18 protein-coding genes are annotated in these 20,610 nt (G+C 45.5%); 7 read left to right on the top strand and 11 right to left on the bottom strand.

Features of this window, described 5'->3' with window-relative positions; genetic code table 11:
* The first annotated feature begins 54 nt into the window (after positions 1 to 54).
* The 4 genes from JGK11_RS12720 to JGK11_RS12705 all read left to right on the top strand — a co-directional run bounded on the left by JGK11_RS12720 (position 55) and on the right by JGK11_RS12705 (position 2,863).
* On the top strand, positions 55 to 246 hold the full coding sequence (locus JGK11_RS12720) for an NAD(P)H dehydrogenase subunit NdhS (protein ID WP_293185343.1): 192 nt from the start codon (positions 55 to 57) through the stop codon (positions 244 to 246).
* A gap of 490 nt (positions 247 to 736) precedes the next feature.
* Positions 737 to 1,405, top strand: a complete 669-nt coding sequence (locus JGK11_RS12715) for an HAS-barrel domain-containing protein (RefSeq protein ID WP_293185341.1) — start codon at positions 737 to 739, stop codon at positions 1,403 to 1,405.
* Between the two features lie 53 nt (positions 1,406 to 1,458).
* Positions 1,459 to 1,767: a Rieske (2Fe-2S) protein gene (locus tag JGK11_RS12710; RefSeq protein WP_293185331.1), complete on the top strand. Its 309-nt coding sequence runs from the start codon at positions 1,459 to 1,461 to the stop codon at positions 1,765 to 1,767.
* Positions 1,768 to 2,392: 625 nt separating this feature from the next.
* Positions 2,393 to 2,863 carry a cupin domain-containing protein gene (locus tag JGK11_RS12705; protein WP_293185330.1) on the top strand — a complete coding sequence of 157 codons (471 nt, stop codon included), beginning with the start codon at positions 2,393 to 2,395 and terminating at the stop codon, positions 2,861 to 2,863.
* Positions 2,864 to 3,111: 248 nt separating this feature from the next.
* Here JGK11_RS12705 and JGK11_RS12700 read toward each other — a convergent pair whose 3' ends face one another.
* The gene (locus tag JGK11_RS12700; RefSeq protein ID WP_293203345.1) at positions 3,112 to 5,976 is read right to left on the bottom strand and encodes a TIGR02921 family PEP-CTERM protein; all 2,865 of its coding nucleotides are present in this window, start codon (positions 5,974 to 5,976) and stop codon (positions 3,112 to 3,114) included.
* The gene (gene xrtO, locus JGK11_RS12695) at positions 5,954 to 7,504 is read right to left on the bottom strand and encodes an exosortase O (RefSeq protein ID WP_293185328.1); all 1,551 of its coding nucleotides are present in this window, start codon (positions 7,502 to 7,504) and stop codon (positions 5,954 to 5,956) included. Before xrtO ends, JGK11_RS12700 begins: the two co-directional genes overlap by 23 nt.
* Before the next feature lie 138 nt (positions 7,505 to 7,642).
* Between xrtO and smpB the strand changes: the two genes are divergently transcribed.
* The 3 genes from smpB (at position 7,643) to JGK11_RS12680 (ending at position 9,773) form a co-directional block, all read left to right on the top strand.
* Entirely contained in the window at positions 7,643 to 8,110 is a 468-nt protein-coding gene (gene smpB / locus JGK11_RS12690) for an SsrA-binding protein SmpB (RefSeq protein WP_293185326.1), read from the top strand.
* A 749-nt stretch (positions 8,111 to 8,859) separates the two neighbouring features.
* Positions 8,860 to 9,546: a tetratricopeptide repeat protein gene (locus JGK11_RS12685; protein ID WP_293203343.1), complete on the top strand. Its 687-nt coding sequence runs from the start codon at positions 8,860 to 8,862 to the stop codon at positions 9,544 to 9,546.
* Positions 9,543 to 9,773 (top strand): Osc7112_2153 family protein, encoded by a 231-nt coding sequence (locus tag JGK11_RS12680; RefSeq protein WP_293185323.1) that lies wholly within the window; start codon positions 9,543 to 9,545, stop codon positions 9,771 to 9,773. The genes JGK11_RS12685 and JGK11_RS12680 overlap by 4 nt, the downstream gene beginning before the upstream one ends.
* Before the next feature lie 857 nt (positions 9,774 to 10,630).
* Here JGK11_RS12680 and JGK11_RS12675 read toward each other — a convergent pair.
* The 9 genes from JGK11_RS12675 to JGK11_RS12635 form a co-directional block, all read right to left on the bottom strand.
* Complete coding sequence (locus tag JGK11_RS12675; RefSeq protein WP_293196264.1) at positions 10,631 to 12,070, bottom strand: IctB family putative bicarbonate transporter; 1,440 nt, start codon at positions 12,068 to 12,070, stop codon at positions 10,631 to 10,633.
* A 181-nt stretch (positions 12,071 to 12,251) separates the two neighbouring features.
* Positions 12,252 to 13,145 (bottom strand): histidine kinase dimerization/phospho-acceptor domain-containing protein, encoded by an 894-nt coding sequence (locus JGK11_RS12670; RefSeq protein WP_293182804.1) that lies wholly within the window; start codon positions 13,143 to 13,145, stop codon positions 12,252 to 12,254.
* Between the two features lie 454 nt (positions 13,146 to 13,599).
* Entirely contained in the window at positions 13,600 to 15,045 is a 1,446-nt protein-coding gene (locus tag JGK11_RS12665) for a 1-acyl-sn-glycerol-3-phosphate acyltransferase (RefSeq protein ID WP_293211923.1), read from the bottom strand.
* 510 nt (positions 15,046 to 15,555) lie between these two features.
* Positions 15,556 to 17,565: a ribonuclease R family protein gene (locus tag JGK11_RS12660; RefSeq protein ID WP_293211920.1), complete on the bottom strand. Its 2,010-nt coding sequence runs from the start codon at positions 17,563 to 17,565 to the stop codon at positions 15,556 to 15,558.
* A 302-nt stretch (positions 17,566 to 17,867) separates the two neighbouring features.
* Entirely contained in the window at positions 17,868 to 18,083 is a 216-nt protein-coding gene (gene rpsR / locus JGK11_RS12655; RefSeq protein WP_006631377.1) for a 30S ribosomal protein S18, read from the bottom strand.
* A 211-nt stretch (positions 18,084 to 18,294) separates the two neighbouring features.
* A complete protein-coding gene (gene rpmG, locus JGK11_RS12650; RefSeq protein WP_293182798.1) occupies positions 18,295 to 18,483 on the bottom strand; it encodes a 50S ribosomal protein L33 in 189 nt (62 codons plus the stop codon).
* A 38-nt stretch (positions 18,484 to 18,521) separates the two neighbouring features.
* Positions 18,522 to 19,055 carry an RDD family protein gene (locus JGK11_RS12645; protein WP_293211918.1) on the bottom strand — a complete coding sequence of 178 codons (534 nt, stop codon included), beginning with the start codon at positions 19,053 to 19,055 and terminating at the stop codon, positions 18,522 to 18,524.
* A 428-nt stretch (positions 19,056 to 19,483) separates the two neighbouring features.
* Positions 19,484 to 20,023, bottom strand: a complete 540-nt coding sequence (locus JGK11_RS12640; protein ID WP_293211916.1) for an RDD family protein — start codon at positions 20,021 to 20,023, stop codon at positions 19,484 to 19,486.
* A 106-nt stretch (positions 20,024 to 20,129) separates the two neighbouring features.
* Positions 20,130 to 20,372 carry a hypothetical protein gene (locus tag JGK11_RS12635; RefSeq protein WP_293211913.1) on the bottom strand — a complete coding sequence of 81 codons (243 nt, stop codon included), beginning with the start codon at positions 20,370 to 20,372 and terminating at the stop codon, positions 20,130 to 20,132.
* Positions 20,373 to 20,610 lie beyond the last annotated feature (238 nt).

Here is a 20,610-nt window from a genome sequence, read left to right as displayed (position 1 = left end):
ACTAGAAACGAGAAACGGTAAGCTATAAAGAGCAAACTTAACATTCAAAGAATTATGATTTTTCCAGGTTCGGCAGTTCGAGTTAAAGATAAGGGCGAGATTTACTACGGCTTTCAAGGACTTGTGCAGCGAGTTACCGACGGGAAAGTCGCGGTATTGTTTGAAGGTGGCAATTGGGACAAGCTGATCACGTTCCGCTTATCGCAATTGGATATTGTGGATGCTACGGCTGGCCGCGCGAAATAGTCAGTTGGCAGTTGGCAGTTGGCAGTTGGCAGTTGGCAGTTGGCAGTTGGCAGTAGTCAGTTGGCAGTTGGCAGTTGGCAGTAGTCAGTTGGCAGTTGGCAGTTGGCAGTAGTCAGTGGGATCATCTCAGTTTTGCATTTAGAGTGCTGTCGGGAGCTCGCGTATTGTAGAATAGGCGAGCTCCCGACAGCACTCAAAGAAAAAATGCTTTTTACAAAAATGAGATGCTCCAGTAGTCAGTAGTTACTGATTATTGGGAGATATTCAAAAATAACAAATAACAAATAACAAATAACAAACAACAAACAACCAATAACAAACAAACAACAAACAACCAATAACAAATAACAAATAACAAACAACCAATAACAAACAAACAAATAACAAATAACAAACAACCAATAACAAATAACAAATAACAAATAACAAATAACAAATAACAAATAACAAATAACAAACAACCAATAACAAATAACAAATAACTAAAATTATGCGTTTACCTTTACCCCAATTTGGAACAAAAGAGCGGCATCCCGATCGCATTGCTGAAGTCATCGAGACAGCAACTACAGAGTTTTTGGCTCAATGCTTGGAACCGGATGACTTGAGTTTTCCGGTGATGCCGCCTTTTGGGAGTTGGGTGAAGGCGGAAGATGAAGAGTCAAAAAATCAAATCTACGGCGTAGTTTACCATGCTACCACTAGCCCGATCGACTCGGTGCACAGAGCTAGGGCTTTGGGTTTATCGCTGGAAGAGTTGCGGGAAGAACAACCGCAGATTTTTGCGATGCTGAAAACCGAGTTTCGAGTGGCGCTTGTGGGGTTTGAGAAGCCACCGGAAAGGTTGAACGGCCACGGCCCATCGAGGGGTACAATTTATCAGTATTTGCCGCCGCGCCCGCCGCAAATTCACCAAGCGGTTTATCGCTGCGAACCGGATGAGGTGATTGATTTTACGGTGCAGTTGGATTTTTTGAGGACGCTGCTGGGAGTGACGAATGCGCCTGTGGATGCGCTGACGGCTGCGACGATTCGGGAGATTTATCAGTTGCGAATGCGCGATCGATCTTGGTTGGTGGAAGCGGGCAGGAATTTAAGTGTTTTGTTGAAGGATGATTACGATCGGTTGCGGGTGATTTTGAGTCAGATTCATCCGTAGGGTATGATATATATGGAAATAGAAAAGTATAGACAACTCAGAAAAAATATTTTATGTGGGTAGACGTAACAGCGCTAAATCAGATTCCCGAACGGGATATTTTGAAGGTAAAAGTTGAAGGAATTTCACTAATTTTGAATCGCCAAGGTGCGAATGTCACTTGTTACCGCAATGCTTGCACTCATTTAGAATATCCGATCGATATGGGGAAAGTAAGTAATGGCATTATTACCTGTCCCTTTCATAAATTTCAATTCAAGTTAGATACTGGTAAATGTTTGAATGCACCGAGTGATTCCCTAGAGTCTTATCCCGTAAAGATTGAGGGCGAAATCGTTTTTGTTGACATCAATGAATCATGATTCATCAGTCATTTATTCATACCAATTTGAAACAAAATCTCATAATAATAAAAAAATAATAACAATAAATTAGAGGTTTTTACCTGTAGGGACACGGCACGGCACCGTGTCTGGCAATCTATGCCTTAAGATAGATATTTTTTATACAGTTAATAACCGTTAATAACCGTAACAACAATTTGTCAAAATCTTATTATGTGCTGTTTCCAACACAAACCTGCTAGCGCCGGGAGGCTTTGCCGACATGGGAGCCAAACAAGGCAGAGCATAAGAATCTGAGTTGCCTGGTAAATTACAAAGTCCCACGCATTTAATAGAAGGGTTCCGAGCGTGATACCAGTAATTTTATAACCCAATACGGTTCACTTAAGACAGATCCCCCCTAACCCCCCGGGAGATGCGGGGGGGACAAGAAGCTCTTAAAGTCCCCGCAACGATGCGGGGGATTTAGGGTGATCTCCGGGCATAAATAGTGTTAAGTAAACCGTATTGTTTTATAACCCAACAAACATTCTCAATAGTGTTCATACTCCTCGTACCTTCACGCGGCAAGGAGCGTCAAAGATAAAATCTCAACTAGGGACGGAAAACCAGATATTCCAACAAATAAAATCATGAAAAAACTATGCCTGTTTTTTTTTTGATGGTGATGATTAGCTTGGGAACAGTTGCAATTGTCAGAAGTCAGCAAACACCACCACCTATCAATACCTATAGTCAAACCGTGAAACGGGAAGTCTTCGCGAGTGGTTATCCTAGTGAGGCAGAAGGTAGAATTTTAGAATTAGTACGTTATACCATTCCTGGTATGGCAAAACTGCTGCCTCACGTTCATCCAGGGATGCAAATTTTCAAAGTTGAATTGGGGACACTCACCTATACTGTTGTCCAGGGAATCGCGAAAATTAAACGCGCCAATGGTAAAGAAGAAACCCTAGACGCGGGCCAAACTACTCGTCTGACGGTGGGAGATTCTTTAGTTGAGGCAGGGGGTATGGTGCATCACGGTCAAAATGAAACAGGAGATCTGGTAATTCTGCTTTCCACTTCTCTCCTGGATTCTCAGAAACCGAAAGCAATTTTGATCGAGCGTTAATCGACTTTACTGGTGCTTGGTGGTGGCGGATTAAAGTTTTGAACTGGCATCTGGGGTTCATATGGTGTCCGAGTAATTAAGCACAATCAGATTGGTTCGTAGTGCGGACTTCAGTCAGCTTTCATGCGGAGGACACTCCCGACGCACTACAAACTGTTTTTGTTATGGTAATAGAGCGGACATGATATGACTCTTTCCCAAGCACATCGCTTGGGAAGGAGTTAATTAACTTTAAACCACCGCACTTTTCAACCTATCACTTTGGCGCGCCGCTGACGGAGGAAAACCCCCAAAAGCCCGATCGCCCCAACGATCAAAAGCAGCCATTCTTCCGGTTCCGGAACCCCAGAAACATTCAAAGGATTGTTCGGTTTCGTCAACTCCTCCTTACCCGATTCTATCTTTCTTTCAAATCGATCGCTCTTAGCTTCCGCCGCCTTTAGCTGCGCCCTTTGCGCGTCATTAACTAGCACAATCATCGAAGAATAAGGCGTGACGACTTTAAAAGTTTTAGCTAGCGAGTGCATTGCATCCAACTGAGTCAACTGATTGGAAGTTTTCTCTTTGCTAAGGGCGGTTATCAACTGCCGCGCAGCTATCGGTTTAAAACCTTCATTTTCATCATCAGTTATTTTCGCAACCGCCGCCGACTTGGGAGTTTTGGCATAACTCCAAACATAGCCATCAACAACACTAATTGCAGATTTCCCTGATGATGCTGTCGTCGCCACTCGCTGCATCGCCTCTTTGATATCGGTAGAAACTCCGCCACCGCTATCTTGAATCAGCTTTAAAGTTCCATCATCGTAAGCCGGTGGTAAGCCTCCCAAATGCACAGTCCATAGGGGTGAGGGCATGGAAACGCTGGTTTTGCGATCGTCGGATAACTCATAGCTGTGGCGATCGCTCACCAAGAATACAGTATCATAAGTGCGATCGGCGCGTAACTGTGCAAACTGTTGCAGAATATCCTTAAGTTGGAGCGTACCATAAAACGTCAACTTTCCAACATCAAAACTCCCCAAATCTTCCACCAACTTCGGCGGCATCCCCGCAGCACTCCCCACATACAAATCAACCGTATTTGCTTTTAAACTATTCGCTTTCAACCATTCAAAAGTCTCCTTAACCTCCTTTGTTTTCCCCGTCATACTGCGGGAAGTATCCAGAATAACTGCAAACTTTTTGCCCTGCGGTAGCGAATAATTTGCATCAACCAGTGGCTTAGCAGAAATCGTATTTTCTCCCGGAAAATTTGCCAGACGCGGTATTGCTTGCTGCCGGGAAACTGCTAGCACAAAACTCGGCAACCAAGTTTCTTTTGCCTCTTTTCCTTTGTAATTTACCTGTTTTCCGGCAATTGTGCGGCGAGTATTTCCATCCCAATAAATGTTACGTTTTTCTGCTAAAACAGGCATCGCCCAACCCTGTGGTTGTCGCATCACTTTGTAAGTCAGCCACAAGTGCATTTCCGTTGGCCCATCAGTTTGCGTGCGCGAAAACTCTCGTTTAGCCGGAATTGGAAAAGCTCGCAAGCGGTATTGTTTCGGGCCAACTTGTTCGAGCAAAGCCGGGTCTACATTTTCTCTCACCTGCTGGTTGTAAACTTGCTGTGCAGCACCTCTGGGCGACACACTAAATGCAAAACGCCTTTTCAAATCCCCAGTATCGCCCAGCCAAACTCCTGTAACTGCGGCGCTTTCCGGCAGTGAAAAGTAATAAAATACTTCTTGCAAGTTCGGCGTTTGATTTTTGTAAACTTCGTAGAGTTGAACATCAGCCCAATCGCCCTTTTCTGTGATTGTAACTTCTTGCGACTGCAACCATACTTTTTCCTCATTGACATTCAGCAAACCTGCCTTAGCTTCTTGGCGGTTAGATGTTGACTGCACTGCGTGCTTTACTGCTTCCGTGTCACCTTTTTGAATTTCGGTATCGAAGAATCCAGCGTAGAGTTTTTCGGCTTTTTTAACATCGGAATCAGAGCCTTGATACAAAAACGGCGACATTAAAAAATTGTAGCTGTTCTGCACGTTGCGAGCCGCTGTGTTAGGCAAACTGAACGTATTTTTGTACATCTCATAAATGTGGTTGTTTTCTCCCACAGTGCTGAGATAGCGGTACGGAGATAAATAAGCATTAACTAAGCCCGATCGAATCATATCAGACTTGGCTAATAAAGTTTGACGCGCAGTGTCATTTGCTGCGGGAGTTGCCAGAATTTTCATGGCTTGAATTTGCGGCTGCTGTAGCAAAGCTGCGAAAATTGCCAGCCAAGCAGCCATGACTCCCAAGCTGCCCATGATTGCTTGATTCTTTCCGTATTGGGAAGCAAAACTGCGAAATACTTTGCGTCCAGATTGGATGTATAGAAAGCCGTAAAGCGAAGGCATTACTACGAACAAGCTGGAGGTAAGACCAAACAGAATCAAGGATAATGGTAGCCACCAAATTATGGATAATGAAGTGTACTTTAGAGAATCAATCAGTGGTGCTACCCAGGCAAAACTTAAAAATCCAACTACCAGCGTAAATGCGACAGGTAGAGCGTAAAACATCAGCAAGGTTGCCGCCCAAGTTCCAACTAGCAGCATTAAGCTGTGAAATGCTAACTGTATCCACGCACTTCGCTTGTTTCCCATGAATCCAATAGAACTGGACTTTCTGTTGCGAGCATCTTGAGATATTGAAATATCTTCAATATTTTCTTGTTTCCCAAAATATCCGTACAGCATTTCTACTAAAAATGCTGCAATGCACAAAACGATTGTAGCGATAATTAGCGAGCTGGCTGGATTCAGTTCTCGAAGCATAAACAGCCTGATTAAGCAGAGCAAAAACAACGGCGCTTCTACTCCGTAAAACAAGCGCATTAGCTGCAATGGTTGCTTGTGAAAGCGCCTTGCTCCTACTATGGTAAACACTGTCGGTACTGCTATCAGTGCTGTTAGGGTTAAGGAAAATTCAAGGGGAATAATTCCGTCTATTGTTGCTTGGATTAACGGAATTGCTAGGTATGGCAAAATTCCTAGATAAACAGTTGACAAAAATGTCAGGTTCCACACCCAAAAAACAATTCTAAAAATTGCATCAAATACCTGCTTTGCTTTCATTTTTTGCTCCTTTTAAGCTTTGTTTGACAGCATTATGTACGTTAGCAGTAAACTCTTGTACCTCGGAATTTTCAGGATTTACGAAACTGTCAAAAAGAATGGAAACTAGCACCCAAGTCTGATTGCGATGGGTGATGTCGCTGCCGATGCGCGACAAGAAGTTATCTGTGGTTTGCGCTTGAGATTGCAGCCAGTATGCAGCGGATAGTTGGTTGTCTTTGAGATACAGCCAGCGAGCGGTTACGGTAGGAGTTAGCTGTTTTTGTTCTATTCGATTAACGGAGATGCCACTGGTTACAAAGCACAACTCTGGTGCGTGATAAGTCTGCCAAGATGTGCTGGCTACTGCGAGGAGGGAACCGTGCAAGTTACCTGAGACAAATCTCTTTTTTTCGGCTTTTGTATCTGGGTAATTGCCGAAGAATCTTTGTTCGCTGGGATTCAGCGGGATTGCTTCGGATATAATTTGTTGGGGTAGTTGTAAAGGGGCGATCGCTACTTTTGTACTTTCGACATGATACAATTGAGAAATTCCTGCTAAAACAGTCACCGTCACAATTAGTCCGGCTTTTGCCAGAGGCTGATTTTTCAGTATTTCCGAATCTCGTTGCGAGTTGAAATCAATTTGTTTTGTTGGCTGAAATTTGGGAACTTGTTGCAGCATCAACCAACTTACAAAACAACCGCAGACTAAACCTACAATTCCCAGCGGTACGTGGAGGATTTCTGCATAGGTTGGCTGTTGCCAAACTTGGGCAACCAGCACTAGCGCGACAACCCGCAAAGCGTTAGCAGACAGCAACATTAACAAGTTAGCAGCGCATACTGCCAGCCATTGAAAACTTAATTTTCGGCTTTCTAACCAGGTAGCCACTAGCAAAAATAGCGTCCCGACTAATAGGGTTTTAATGCCGCTGCAAGGTATATCAACGTGAGCGATGCCGTTTTCCAAAATCAGGATATCGTAGGAAGAAATAGCTCCCACGTGCAGGAATGAGAGCAACTGTTCTACTACGTGAGCAGTCATCACTCGCGCGGGCAAGCCGAGGCCGCTATTAAACTGATTGCTGAAGGGTAAAATACAAGCCAGCAAGCCGGCAATTGGCAAGTTTTTTTGCCAAAAATTCGGTTCCGCAAAGAAGCCGCACAGCCCGTAAGTTCCGAGGATAAATAGCAGTACGCTAACTTGTGGGATATTAATTATGCACCCTGTGGCGATCGCCAAAACACCTGCACCCAACATCAACAGCAGCGGATTGCGCCTCAAAATGAAGTTGCGGGAAAATGCGCGCGGGCGATCGCTCGGTTGGGGCGATCGCACTACTAATGCTACAATCAGAAAACCAATTGCTATCTTGTACAGTGCCGGTATCTCAACAAACGACGATAACAGCCACTTAACAGCCGAGATATTGGCCCAAAACCAAGCAAGCGCCAGCAAAAAAGGAGCCAGCCAAACCAAATTAACCGCCTGAGGGGGACTAACAGAATCTGAAATTCCCGAATCTGGAATATTGGTGCGCTGCATGATACCGCTTGAAATTCACATTGATGAAATCTTAGCTCAGCAAAATTGGTAATGCCTAGACCCGTAAATTAAGTTTTGTCAAGCTTCTATTTTCTATACATAAATGTTAGCCTTATAATAATTTAATCGGAGGTAAAAATGAGCGAAAAAAGTACAGGATACAAAATTCTTAGCGACAACCGACAAGCGCGCCATTTGTATGAAATTATAGATACATATCAAGTGGGCATCGAGTTAAAGGGAACCGAAGTCAAATCGATTCGGGAAGGAAAAGCGAATTTGCGGGACGGATATGCTTTGGTTAAAAATGGCGAAATATGGCTGATTAACGTTCATATTTCACCGTGGAGAAGTGCTAGCAACTATTTTAATCACGAGCCTCGCCGCACTCGCAAATTGCTGATGCACAAGCAGGAAATTCGCAAATTAATCGGCAAAGTGGAAGAAAAAGGTTTGACTTTAGTGCCGTTAAAAATGTATTTGAAAGGTGGCTGGGTAAAACTTGATATCGGTTTGGGAAAAGGGAAAAAACTGCACGACAAGCGCGAAGATTTGAAGAAACGCGAAGACAAGCGGGATATGGAACGAGCGATGAAGCAATTTTAGTCATCAGTCATCAGTCATTAGTCGGTAAACAGTCAACTGTCACCTATCAACCCAACGACTGTGCTCTTCGGGCAGGGGGCAAGCTGTCAACTGTCAACAGTCATCAGTTATATTATGTGGGAGCATCTCATTTTTGTAAAAAGCATTTTTTTTTGAGTGCGAGCGTCCCCGCTCGCGTATTGTATAGTACGCGAGCGGGGACAGCACTATAAATACAAAACTCAGATGCTGCCTATCATGTCCGATCCATAACCATAATAAAAATGGTTTGTAGTGCGTCCTGGTGTCCGCAGCTTCAGAGCGGACACCAGGACGCACTACAAACTGTTCGCGCGTGCCCTTAATCGAGCGAACACCATATCATCAGTCATTCAGTCATCAGTCCTCTCAACCGCTTCTGTCAACCTCTTCGGGCTCTTCTGTCAACTGCCAACTGTCAACTGTCAACTGTCAACTGTCAACTGTCCTTCTTCCCGCTTCAATCTTCAATCTTCCTGAAAATATCCGGATTGCTTGTGGAGTCCCACGAAGGGTTAACCTATGCTCGAATACATCTAGGTAATCGCAGCATGAGGCAAGCATTCGGCTGTGGAGTTGCAAACCATAAATGAGAAATGAGTTCAAGCCTTCCTTCATTTCCTAAGATTATGATGCCATGAGGGTGGCAATTAAATCTAGACAACAAAATATCCCAACTCTCAAGTTAAAAGATGCTAAAAACGACACCGTTAGCTAACATTTTTAATGTCATGAAAGAGCCAACAAAAAAGCATCATCACTCCAAGTGGGCGGCATTCCTACTGATGCTAGCAGTAGGCTTTGGCGGCTGGCAATTTGGGTTGCCGGAACTCGCCTCACTGTTTAATAATAAGGGCTTTGAAAACTACAAAGCCAATAGATTGGCTGATACTCAAAAAGCCTATGAATTAGCCCTCTCCGTAGATCCCAAGAGCCGAACAGCTCTTTACAATTTGGGATGGCTGTGCGAAGAGGTGCAAGATTTAGAGTGCGCCCGAGGAAAATACCTGCAAGCTGCCAAACTGGGTCTCCCTGCTGCTTACAGCAATTTAGCTCGATTATATATAGTAGACAAGAAAAACTATGCTGCTGCCGTTCACTTGCTGTGGCAAGGTTTAAAATTAGCTGAGGACGATCGAGTAAAATATTCCTTACTCAAAAATTTGGGATGGGCTCGGCTGAAACAGGGTAGATATTCAGAGGCATTGCAGCATCTGGATGCAGCGATTAAGCTTGATAGTGAAAGACCTGCAACTTACTGCTTAAAAGCGCAAGTCCTAGAAGGGATGAAAAAGACGAAGGAAGCGCTACCGCAGTGGAAAACTTGTCTAAAGTATGCGGATTCCCAAGAATTCGATGAGGATATATGGATAGGAATGGCACGTCAACGATTAAAAGAGGAAAAAACAAATAAATGAAACGCACAGTTTTGCTTTCATCAGCCATGCTGGCAATTATAACGGTAATGGAGCTAAGTCAAGCCTCAAGAGCAATGCCAACTCCTGCAACTGTTACACCCACAGTGAATGAATCAGTCGCAACGCTGTTCCAATTGAATCAGTCTACGACGTGGCGGCGGTGCAAAGATAGAGATGGATATTATGCGTGTCCGAGATTTGCAATGCCTTCGGATAGCGAAGAATAAGAGTTATTTTCGATAATTTTTGTAGAGTTCGCCACTAGCACTTTACAACTAACAGGTATGTAGTATGTAGTAGTAGTTATGTAGGTGCACGCTGTGCACCTTATACCATTTGAGATTTGAGATTTGAGATTTGAGATTTTTCGATTTGAGATTAAAGAATTGGAAATGACTGATGACTATAGCCTTTTTCAGTAACAGTGCGGTGCTCATAGGGCATAGGGCATAGGGCATAGGGCATAGGGCATAGGGCATAGGGCATAGGGCATAGGGCATACCTCACTTATTTGAGAAAGGCTATAGCGCGTCGCGTGAGAACCCCGGTCTTTCAAGCCGGGGATGAAACGCAGTTGCAACCTTTAGGTTGCCAGTAATCTGTGTTATAGTTTTTAACAATGTGGAACAAGTAGGCGTATCAACTACGCGTAGAACCATTCCTAGAACGGTGAAATTCCGGGCAGTAAGACACCCTCAACATCTTTGTTTGAGAAAGACTATGGCACAGCCAAGCAGCGCAGGATGGGGAGCGTACCGAACTGGCTTAGTGTTGAGAAGTGCGAACGAAAGCATAAATCAAAAAAGTAAGCGTAATTGCAACACCAAAAGGTAGTTGTTTTGAACGTCTAGATGTGTCTTGACAGCGTATTTAAGAGTGTCAAAGCTTCTTAAGAATCTCCGCACCTTCAGGTCGGAGAGTGTCAAATCATCGCTTGCAGCTTTAGGAAAGCTGTCTGCTTTTTGGGAACTGGAATCCTTACCGGGCGGGGATAAAACCCCGCCATTACTTTTATAAGTTCGATTTTTGAACCGCAAGCTTTTCGGTGATTACCCAGGGGTACCTGATTTTTCCGATCGCTATTCTACTCGCCCTGTGTCAAACCTGAATCTTGCTGCTGCTGAGAATTGCTATAAAAACTAGCAATAATCGCCACCATCAACCACCAAAGCATATTAACTTCCGGCCGATACCAAACTGTATCGACAAAACCGTGAGCCATCATACCAGTTAAAGTGGCGATCGCCCCAATCAACCAAAACCCCTGATTTGATTTGAGATTTGGGGATTCTTCCTCTAAATGAGAGCTGTTAAATTGTGCGTCGCGCAATTTTTTGATCTGCAACAAACCTTGATTGACGGTAACAGTCATCAGCCACAGGAAACACATTAAACCGATAAAACCAGTTTCGACGGCAATTTCTAGCAGCACAGAATAAGCGCTCAAAGCAGTGAATTTTGGCTTCATATAAAGCGGATAAACTTTATTAAAAGCAGTATTTCCGGGCCCAATGCCGAGGATTGGCCGATCGCGAATCATGTCAATCACCGCCATCCAAACATTAATCCGAAAATTGTTGCTGCTGTCGCCGCGCCCGACAAACATACTCGAAACTCGATCGCGCAACGCTGGCACCAAAGCTACTCCCAAAATTAACGCTCCAGCCAAACCTCCTAACCCTAACGGTAGCGCCCAAGTGCGCCAGAACCTAGGCATCAAAGGGCTGTACCAGTACCAAAGCAGGACTAAAAACACTACTAGCAGTGCCACAAAACCGATCCAAGCACCGCGACTGTCGGTGTAGCGCAAACACGCGCAATTCACCACCAGCATCGTCAACGCTAAAAGTTTGGTTCCCCATCCTTGCCACACAAAAAGTGCGGCGGCGCTCAAGGCAATGGCTGGTAGCAAATAGGAACCGAGCAAGTTGGGATTGCCCAAAAAACTGTAAACTCGGGTGACATCGGCTTGAGTAGAAGTCGGATCGTTCCAAGTAGCTAATGGTGGCACTTTATCAATCCACTGCCGCACGCCGTAGAAACTGACAATTAAAGCAACATTAAGATATACGGCTATTAACCACGATCGCAAACGGGAATCTCGCAATATCCGCGCCATCAGTGCAAAAAATAGCAAATACAGCGTTAGCTTCGTCCAGCCTGTAAAAGCGGCGGCTTTCACCGGCGACATTGCTGTGGCGACGGTAGCAATGCCCCAGTACAAAAGTACCAGCAAGTGAATGGGTGTGAGGGCGATCGCGCGATCGTCCGAAACAGTCAGCAGCACCCAAAACGCAGCGCCAGCAGCCATCAACACACCCACCAGGGCGTTGTTTACAAATGGGCCCATACCGAACGTCAAGGCGAGCAAAACAAAACCCAGGGGCTCGGCCCACTGCATCAGCCAGCTACTCTGCCGCCAACCGCGCAAAGAGCCGATCGCCAAATTCAATAAATAACTGCCACTTTGCCACTGAGAGAGCGACAAATTTGCCAGAGTTAACTGTTGCCAAACTGAATTCATTTCTTTAAATTCGTTATTCGTTATTCGTTATTCGTTATTCGTTATTCGTTGTTCGTTATTCGTTATTCGTTGTTCGTTATTGGCTGTAATAACAACAAATAACTAATAACAAGTAACAAGTAACCAATAACAAGTAACCAATAACAACTGTCAACTGTCAACTGTCAACTGTCAACTGACTTCATCTTTCCAACAACTCGGTAGCATTGGTACAGGGGAGCCAGAGCGCGTAGCGATATCCAGATTCTGGAGTGCCTTGAATCGAGAGTTTGCCGCCTTGAATTTCCACCAACTGGCAGCAAAGCAGCAGCCCCAAGCGTTCCCTAGCGCCGTAACCAGCTAACACAGGTGCCGTATCCGCAGCATTCTCGGCCACCAAAGCCGCCAACTCAGAAAACGCCAGCGTTAATCGCTGCGAAGCCTGTGTCTGTGACGGAAGTGGCGGTTCAAATTCCAGGGAGTCGGTTTCGGAGTTCGATCGCGCACCGCGATCGGCTCCGACCTTCAACAAGTAGTCGGAGTAGAGTTTAGCATGGGGCAAACTTTCACCCAACCAAGGATGAAAAACCCAAACTCCGATATTGATACCGTCTTGTTTCCGAGAAACGTGGACTCGAATCACGCTGCCTGCCCCAGCCGATTGAATAATGCTAAAAATTAAGTGGTGCAGCATTTGCTGAACTTTATCCTTATCGGCCAGCCAGATGCGCGGCCCGGGCCCCATTGACAAGTTAATTTCTTGCTCTCGTCTAGAGGCTGCTGGCGACAGGGTTGTCACAACTTGCTGAGACAAAGTTTCTATATCAACTGCGGTTCGCTTCAATGTGAAAGCGGTATCGTCTAGATCTGCCAGTTCCAAAATTTCTTCAACTAGCGATCGCAAAGATCGGCTGCTGTCTTGGATCACGTCGATATATTCTTTTTGCTTGCTCGTTAAGGGGCCGTAAATTTCTTGGTTCAATACGCTTGCCATGCCGAGGACAGAAGTGAGCGGGGTGAGCAATTCTTGCGCTAAATGATTCAGCAGTTTTACTTTAATTGAGTTAGTAGATAAATCGATAGGTTTGTTATTCATCGGTTATTTTTGTTGGTTCATTATCGAGCGCTTATTGTTAGATCGAGTCCGGTTAAATAATTCTAATTAAGTTTGTACTGAGGACGGCAGCCCTCAAAATCTTAAAACGCCGAACGAAAACAACTTTATTATCAGTGATTAACCGGCACTGATACTTAGTTACTTATTATACATCTTCCCCAAGTTTATAACAAGTTGTTTGCTGCACGAATTAAAAATAGAGTGGCAACCCAAAGGCAATATATAGCAGTTGACAGTTGACAGTTGACAGTTGACAGTTGACAGTTACATAGTACGAGAATCAAACCGTTTATGCTAAAGGGTTATAGGATCTATTCATGACATGATTTATGTCCTAACCTATGTGGCGGTTGCTATATCATCCTTATTTTTGCTTCTCTCTTCCTGCGTCTCTCTTCCTACTTCCCTATTCCTAATTGCAGATTCGGACTAATTAAGATTTAATCATTCCTTCTAAAGCGGATTGCAAGTCTTGAGTGAGTTCGGCAACTGCTACCCTGCGGCTGCTTTGATATCCCTCCCAGCGATCGCCGACTGATATCGGTTCGCCCACGGTCATTTGCACCTGCTGTTTGCCCAAAGAAGGGCGGCCGAAAGGATTTCCGCCTTTGATGCGAGTCAGTACGTCCCACAGCAGTAAAGTTGTTTCTGCCAAACGTTCTGCTGTGAGCTTTTCTTGGACGTATCTGCCCGTGACTGAGACGAAACTTTCGACAAGTCTCATGTGCCACATCCGCAGACTTGCTTCTTCAGCGAGGCGATCGGCTAATCCTCTTTCTAAGGCACAAAGTCCTGCAATATCTTTGATATCTTCTCGATAAATATAGTCCCAGCCTGCTTGTTCCAGACGGCGGCAGCGGTCTATCAAACTGCCTTTGGGCTTCAAGTTAAAATATTCTTCTGCTACTTGCAAGCCTACGTCTAACAGTGCTGTCAGTCGAGCAATCATCGCTTCATTTTCCGAATCGTTTGTCGTTGTTTCGGGCAGCGATAGTGATGTCAAAGAAGATGTTTTTAACTGTAAATTTCGATGATAAAAACGGGCGTAAAACTGTTCCATTACTGTTAGTAAATGGCTGCCAACTCGAATCAGGCGCAGATATTGGAATTTGTGATGCTGGTCTGCGGGAGCGAGATTTTCTGCCTCTAATTTAGCAATCTCGGTGGGTTCTAAGGCTGGAAGTCCGCAATCTATTTCTAATTGAGTTAAAAGTTTTTCTAAGGGTTCCCAAGGTGGATTGACATAGCGGTATTGAATGCCGATCGGCACAATCAACACTTTTTCATCAGTACGTCCGGCTTTTAGCAAGTCTTCAACGCACCAGAAGCCCATTTGAGCGATTCCCGGTTCCAGGGGGCTAACTATTTCATTGTGACCGTTGGTGGCGCCTTCTGGGGCGGCGGCGATGGGAAATTGGCTGTTGGCGAATAAATCGCGGGCCGATCGCAATCCAGCGCGATCGATCTTGCCGCGCACAATCGGAGTACCGCCGAGGCGAGAATATAGCCAGCCGACGCTAGAACCGGCCCACAGAGGAATTCCGCGATCGTAGATAAAGTGGGAATGTACCGGGAATTGCAGGGGAATGCCTTTGGCGCGCGCCGCCTGGGGAACGAGTTTCCAAATTAGTTGTCCCAAACAGTAGGGATCGTCGGAGTTGGGATGGCGGAAGGCGAGTAAGAAGCGAACTTTTTGATTTTGAAATTGGTGGAAGAGTTCGGCGAGGGTTTCGACGTTTTCGGCTTGAATGTGGCTGATATTTGTCTTAAATCGCAGCCACCAGGGGAGTATTTGCTGACAACCATTGACGATGAGGGGGTTGTAGGCTGGGGGTATGAATTCCAGCGGTGGCTGAACTTGGTTTATAGAATTGGGCATTTGGCGATTCTGTCGTGCATTTCAATTGCATATTCGGGACGGGCTAGAAGCCCATCCCACAAGACTTGAATTATTTCTTGACATACAGTTTAAATGCACAACAGCTTAACTTACAATTTTTATTGTTCTTGTGGGATGGGCGTCCCGCCCGTCCAGAAAGAACGGGATCTTCTGGCCCATCCCACTTTTAAGAGTGTAAGTTATTAAATTTTAGTTCCTTAGTTAATCATGTGCGATCGATTTACCGCAATCAGATTCGATCGCGCGTGCGGACTTTAGTCCGCAGCCTGAAAGCGGACTTTAGTCCGCACTACAAACAAACGGTTTTTGTGATGGTAATCGACTCGACATGATATAAGACGGCGCTTGCAACCGCCCCTAGAGAAACAAAACCCACTTCAATGAGATTGCTAACTTAAGCTTATTGGTTTATAGCCGCAAACGCACAATTCCTGTCAGTAAGATTTTGGCAATCCAAAATCTAAAATCTAAAATCTAAAATCTAAAATCCTATTGTGCGGCTTCAAAAATCATTTCTTGGAAGTTAATCACGTCCGATCGCGGATCGCAGTGAGTGACTTTGACTTCTAGCCGATCGCCAATTTCGACCGATCGACCAAATCGCATCGCCAACTCCAAACCCAACTCTTCCAACAAAATCAAAGCCAGATTGCTATCTTCCCTCAACCAGCGCAGCATCAAAGCTTCCCAAACCTCATCAGGATTGCGCCGCAAATATTCCAATCCCCAATAACGGTTTGTTTGGCGTTCCACAGTAGAGGCTTCTCTAACTGCGGTACCGAGACACATCACAATATCCTGTATTTCTTGGGCCGAAAAAGGCAGTGGTTCGTCCCGCAGGTGGGCTTTAATTTGGAAGTGAGTCAGCAAGTCGGTATAGCGGCGGATGGGGGAAGTAACTTGAGTGTAGGATTCCAAACCTAAACCTGCGTGGCGTCCGGGGGTCAGACCCATTTCGCTGCGGGGCATACAGCGACGTACAGCGCAAGCGCGGGCTGGGCCAGCGGGCACGGCCAGCAGTTCTTCCTCTGGGGGGAGTTCCGGCTGCGGCTGATAGCGGTAGGGTATGGGCAGGCTGTGAGTTTGACCGTAGCGGGCGGCGACTTCGCCAGCTAAAATCATCATTTCTGCTACTAGCAATCTGGCTGTGGAGTCGTCGATGACGTGGATTTTGATTTCGTCGCCGTGGACTTTGATGACGGATTCGGGCATGAAAATGCTGATGGCGCCTTGGGCTTCGCGCCATTTTTGACGCAGTTTTGCCGCCGAGGCGATCGCGCTTATTTCCGGTTCTGCTTCGATTCCCAACTCCAGCATTTCGTCTACGTCATCGTAGGTTAAGCGATAGGTGGGTTTTATCTTGCTGATGTGAATGCTGTAATCTTGGGCGGCGCCGGTTTCGTCTAAGCTGACGCTAAAGCTGAGGGCGCTGCACTCTTGACCTTGAATTAAACTCATTGGCCCAGTTGCCAAAGCTGGGGGAAACATGGGAATCATGCCGGTGGGCAGATAAACCGTAGTGGTGCGCTTTCTGGCTTCGAGGTCGAGTTCGTCTCCGGGGGAAAGCAAGCGGGTCGGATCTGCTATGTGTATCCACAGGCGCTGCTGACCGTTTTCGAGGAATTCTAAACTGAGGCCGTCGTCGATTTCGGTGGTGCTTTCGTCGTCGATCGTGTAAACCTTGAGGTGAGTTAAATCGAGACGATTTGTGTCCGAGTCGGTTGGGGGATTTTCCAGGCAGCGTTGGGCCACTTCTAATACCTTTGCGGAGAATTGTAGGGGAATTTGGCTTCGCCGCAAAAACAGGTTTTCGTGGGTACTCCACAGGCCGAGATCGACTAGGAGTTGAAATGCTGCTTCAGGGTTTTCGGGACGTTGTAAGCTGGCTAAAGTTTCTAGGGCAGGGGTGCGGTGCGTTGCTTCTTCTCCGAGAGTGGCAAAGCGTTCTAGGGCATCGAGGCGAGTTCGATCGCTAGTTGCCCAATCTACATTATTTTCCCCAGCCAGCCGCTGTTTGACTCGATCCCAAAATCCTTGAGATTCTTGGTGTCGCAGAGATTCTACTTCTTGCTGGTGTTTGATTTCGGCTACTTGGGCAACTGGTCGGGGCTCGTAGCGATCGCCCTTTTGCTTGAAATACAGTTTGTCTGTTGACAGCAAACAGTAAGCTGCATAACATTGCGCCGGAGTGCGATCGGAAAATAGCAGCATTGCCAAGGATTCGGGATCTGCGGTTTCTCCGTCGCCCACTAGCAGTTCCCAAGCTACTTCTAGGCTTGACGGATCTGAGAAAGCTTCTACTTCTTTAAGAAATTTGGAAATGTCGGAGGGTTTGTAAGTTTCTCCGACTGCTTCGTAGCTGATTTGTTTGGGCGGTATGCTGTGCGGTTGACCGTTTTCGTCTACCACTACCCAGTTTTTCTTGCCGTCGGGGCGATCGGCAACGGCCAGACGGCGGTCGCCGTGCACTCTAAATTCTACTAACGTTCCCTTCTCCACTTGCCCGCTTTATGTTTGAGATTTTGGATTTTTACAGTTGCCACTTATCGAGTTTCTTTGCTTCCGATTTTAGATTTTGGATGTTTACATTTTTTAAATCAATCGTCAAAACTAACATCTAAAAAGTTCTGCTTTTTGTGCTTTAATTTTTAACTTTTGAGATTTTGATTAAGACTTACGCACCAGCGACTCAATACCAAATATTGCCAGCTATTAGCTACCATCGCTTGCGACAAAAAGACGTTGTTTTCGCGTAAGTCCTATTTTGGTCCAAAATCTAAAATCCAAAATCCAAAATCCAATTAGCCTTCTTGGTTTACGAAGGGCATCAAAGCTACAATTCTGGCTCTTTTGATGCTGCGGGTCAGGTCGCGCTGTTGTTTTGCCGTCAAACCGGTAATCCGGCGGGGCAAGATTTTACCGCGTTCTGTGACGTATTTTTTGAGCAAATCGACATCTTTATAGTCGATCGGGTCTCCTGGTTTGATTGGCGAAACGCGCCGGCGAAAGTAAGTCATGGTTCTTTGGTAATTGGTAATCTGTCATTGGTCATTGGTCATTGGTCATTGGTAATCGGTCATTGGTCATTGGTAATTGGCAATCGGTAATCAGTAATTCTTAAAAGATTCTTAAATGACTGCGATAGTAGAAACTATTAGCCATTAATCCTTAAATACTACTCATTCCCCATGCCCCATGCCCCATTCCCCATGCCCCATGCCCCATTCCCTACTTGATCTCTTTGTGAGTAGTGTGCTTGTTGCAGTGGGGGCAGAACTTTTTGAGTTCCAGCCGTGCCGTCGTGTTGCGACGGTTCTTGGTCGTGGTGTACCGAGACACGCCTTTGGAGCGTTTGCTCGCGTTTGTTCGGCACTCAGTACACTCTAGAGTAATTATGATGCGGACGCCTTTAGCCATAATTCTAAATAAATTTCGACTAATTTAAACACAATTTATTATCGTCTCACATTTGTCTGCACTTGGTCAAGCAATCTTCTGACTTTGATGTCGAGGGAGTAGCCGCGCTTGGTTCCGATGACGATCGTCCTACCGAGTCGATCGTGAAAAGCTTGGGGAAACCTTTCTGCGTCGGTGAAAGCAACGCTACAGTCGATCGCCAGCGGCAGCATCAGCAGCAAGACGCCCGCGTTAGTGGAGGTGAGCCCACCTACACCTGCGAAGGCTAGGGCGGCGCAAAAGCCCAGCAATGCCTCGCGCTTGCACAATTCTTGCACTCCGGGAGTCCGTTGGAATCTAGGATCGAAAATTTTCATGTCCAGGGCCCAGCGCCCGAGACTTTGACCTTGGTTTTTCCTGACGATGGCTACGCGCATTATCAACCACAGCAGGACAAAAAGAAAGGTTTGGACGATCGGATTTGTACCGAGAAGCAAACTGGGTATCCAAACGGCGATCGCGTCGATGCAGAAGGCACCGGCGCGGCGTTCGAGTGATACTTTGGGCAAGAGGGGAACTAGATCGGAACTCATGGGTCAAAAGGGCGATCGCCATTAGCTACTTTTTTATCTTAAACTGTCGAGCCGGTCGATCGGTCTAAATCAACGTCAAAACCCACTTTTACTCAGAAATTAGGAAAAAATGGTTTGAGGCACGAATTAGATGTCCAAGGTGCGGAGTCCGCAGCCTATAGATAAAATGCCAAACTTCTTGTTTCTCTGAAAAATCTGGTTTTTCGCAATTTTTCATCAAGTAAAAAATATCGTAAAAAACGGATATAATTGCTTTTCATCAAAAATGATTAGACTTTTCTTTTACTGTTGTACAGAGACACGCTTTTTGAGTATTTGCTAAGCACTCAAAAAACTATATAGTATTGATGATACGGACGCCTTTAGCCATAATTACCAATAAATGTGAACTAAGACTAATTAGAAAAAAATCTAAATATTTGCTGACATTAATCTGCACTCTTTTTAAGCAATTTTCTAACTTTGAGGTGAAGGCAGTAGCCGCGGCGGGTTCCGACGACAATCGTCTGGCCGAGTCGATCGTGCCAGGCTTGGGGAAACCGTGTGCTGTTGAAAGAGATGGTGGCCAACATAGCGTCAAACTGCAAGGGCATTAGCAGCATAACGTAGCGATACCCGATATATTCGTTGTAATGTGCGCTTGCCGACAGACCTACCAAGTATGATGCCGTGAAAATGCCCAGCAAAGCCTCACGCTTGCAGAGTTGTTGCACTCCGGGAGTCCGTTGGTATTTTGTATCAACAACTCTCATCCCCAATAGCCAGCGCCCGAGACTTTGACCTTGGTTTTTCCTGACGGTGGCTACGCGCATTATTAACCACAGCAGGACAAAAAGGATGGCTTTAACGATCGAATTAGTGCCGAGAAGCAAGCTGGGCAACCCAACTGCACTCACGTCGATGCAGAAAGCACCGGCGCGGCGGCCGAGTGATACCTTGGGCTGGAGGGGAACTAGGTCGGAACTCATGGGTCAAAAGGGCGATCGTCATTAGCTACTTTTTTATCTTAAACTGTCGAGCCGGTCGATCGGTCTAAATCAAGCTAAATCAAAGCCAAAGCCAAGCCCTAATTATTCAAGCAGAAAATGGATTTTCACCGATTCCCAACTGCGTTTTCGACTTTTCCACCTGTTCCCAGAGTGTTTTGATTTGAATAAACGCCTGTTCCACAGGCATCTTGCCGTTAGATGCCAAAGCACTGATGTAACCCACACGCTGGGAAAACTCTTGTAAATTCGCATTAAACACCAAATTCTCTGGCTTTACTTCACCGCAGTAACGATTTTTAGGATATAAAAAATCTGAAGTTGCTACCATTACTTTAACCTTCCCTGAAAACTTGTTTCTTGAACATCTACGAACAGATATATACTATAAACCGCGCTTGCCTTCTATAGTTGTGCTGCAAGTAGCAACAATTATGTGAGATTTGGCGCAGTTTTTTGTGACTCTAATTACAAATAGAGATAACGAACGCAAAAGCATAAGTAATTTCACCTAGAAAACTTGGACAGGCGAAATCTATCGATTTTAGATTGTGGATTGTGGATTGTGG

It is taken from the genome of Microcoleus sp. PH2017_34_RAT_O_A, from assembly GCF_020737885.1.
Lineage (GTDB): Bacteria > Cyanobacteriota > Cyanobacteriia > Cyanobacteriales > Microcoleaceae > Microcoleus.
This window is presented reverse-complemented; position numbering and strand designations above follow the sequence as displayed.

Excerpts from the sequence above, each read along its gene's own strand:
- JGK11_RS12720 (WP_293185343.1), top strand. The coding sequence starts at position 55 with ATGATTTTTCCAGGTTCGGCAGTTCGAGTTAAAGATAAGGGCGAGATT.
- JGK11_RS12715 (WP_293185341.1), top strand. The coding sequence starts at position 737 with ATGCGTTTACCTTTACCCCAATTTGGAACAAAAGAGCGGCATCCCGAT.
- JGK11_RS12710 (WP_293185331.1), top strand. The coding sequence starts at position 1,459 with ATGTGGGTAGACGTAACAGCGCTAAATCAGATTCCCGAACGGGATATT.
- JGK11_RS12705 (WP_293185330.1), top strand. The coding sequence starts at position 2,393 with ATGCCTGTTTTTTTTTTGATGGTGATGATTAGCTTGGGAACAGTTGCA.
- JGK11_RS12700 (WP_293203345.1), bottom strand. The coding sequence starts at position 5,976 with ATGAAAGCAAAGCAGGTATTTGATGCAATTTTTAGAATTGTTTTTTGG.
- xrtO (WP_293185328.1), bottom strand. The coding sequence starts at position 7,504 with ATGCAGCGCACCAATATTCCAGATTCGGGAATTTCAGATTCTGTTAGT.
- smpB (WP_293185326.1), top strand. The coding sequence starts at position 7,643 with ATGAGCGAAAAAAGTACAGGATACAAAATTCTTAGCGACAACCGACAA.
- JGK11_RS12685 (WP_293203343.1), top strand. The coding sequence starts at position 8,860 with ATGAAAGAGCCAACAAAAAAGCATCATCACTCCAAGTGGGCGGCATTC.
- JGK11_RS12680 (WP_293185323.1), top strand. The coding sequence starts at position 9,543 with ATGAAACGCACAGTTTTGCTTTCATCAGCCATGCTGGCAATTATAACG.
- JGK11_RS12675 (WP_293196264.1), bottom strand. The coding sequence starts at position 12,070 with ATGAATTCAGTTTGGCAACAGTTAACTCTGGCAAATTTGTCGCTCTCT.
- JGK11_RS12670 (WP_293182804.1), bottom strand. The coding sequence starts at position 13,145 with ATGAATAACAAACCTATCGATTTATCTACTAACTCAATTAAAGTAAAA.
- JGK11_RS12665 (WP_293211923.1), bottom strand. The coding sequence starts at position 15,045 with ATGCCCAATTCTATAAACCAAGTTCAGCCACCGCTGGAATTCATACCC.
- rpsR (WP_006631377.1), bottom strand. The coding sequence starts at position 18,083 with ATGACTTACTTTCGCCGGCGCGTTTCGCCAATCAAACCAGGAGACCCG.
- rpmG (WP_293182798.1), bottom strand. The coding sequence starts at position 18,483 with ATGGCTAAAGGCGTCCGCATCATAATTACTCTAGAGTGTACTGAGTGC.
- JGK11_RS12645 (WP_293211918.1), bottom strand. The coding sequence starts at position 19,055 with ATGAGTTCCGATCTAGTTCCCCTCTTGCCCAAAGTATCACTCGAACGC.
- JGK11_RS12640 (WP_293211916.1), bottom strand. The coding sequence starts at position 20,023 with ATGAGTTCCGACCTAGTTCCCCTCCAGCCCAAGGTATCACTCGGCCGC.
- JGK11_RS12635 (WP_293211913.1), bottom strand. The coding sequence starts at position 20,372 with ATGGTAGCAACTTCAGATTTTTTATATCCTAAAAATCGTTACTGCGGT.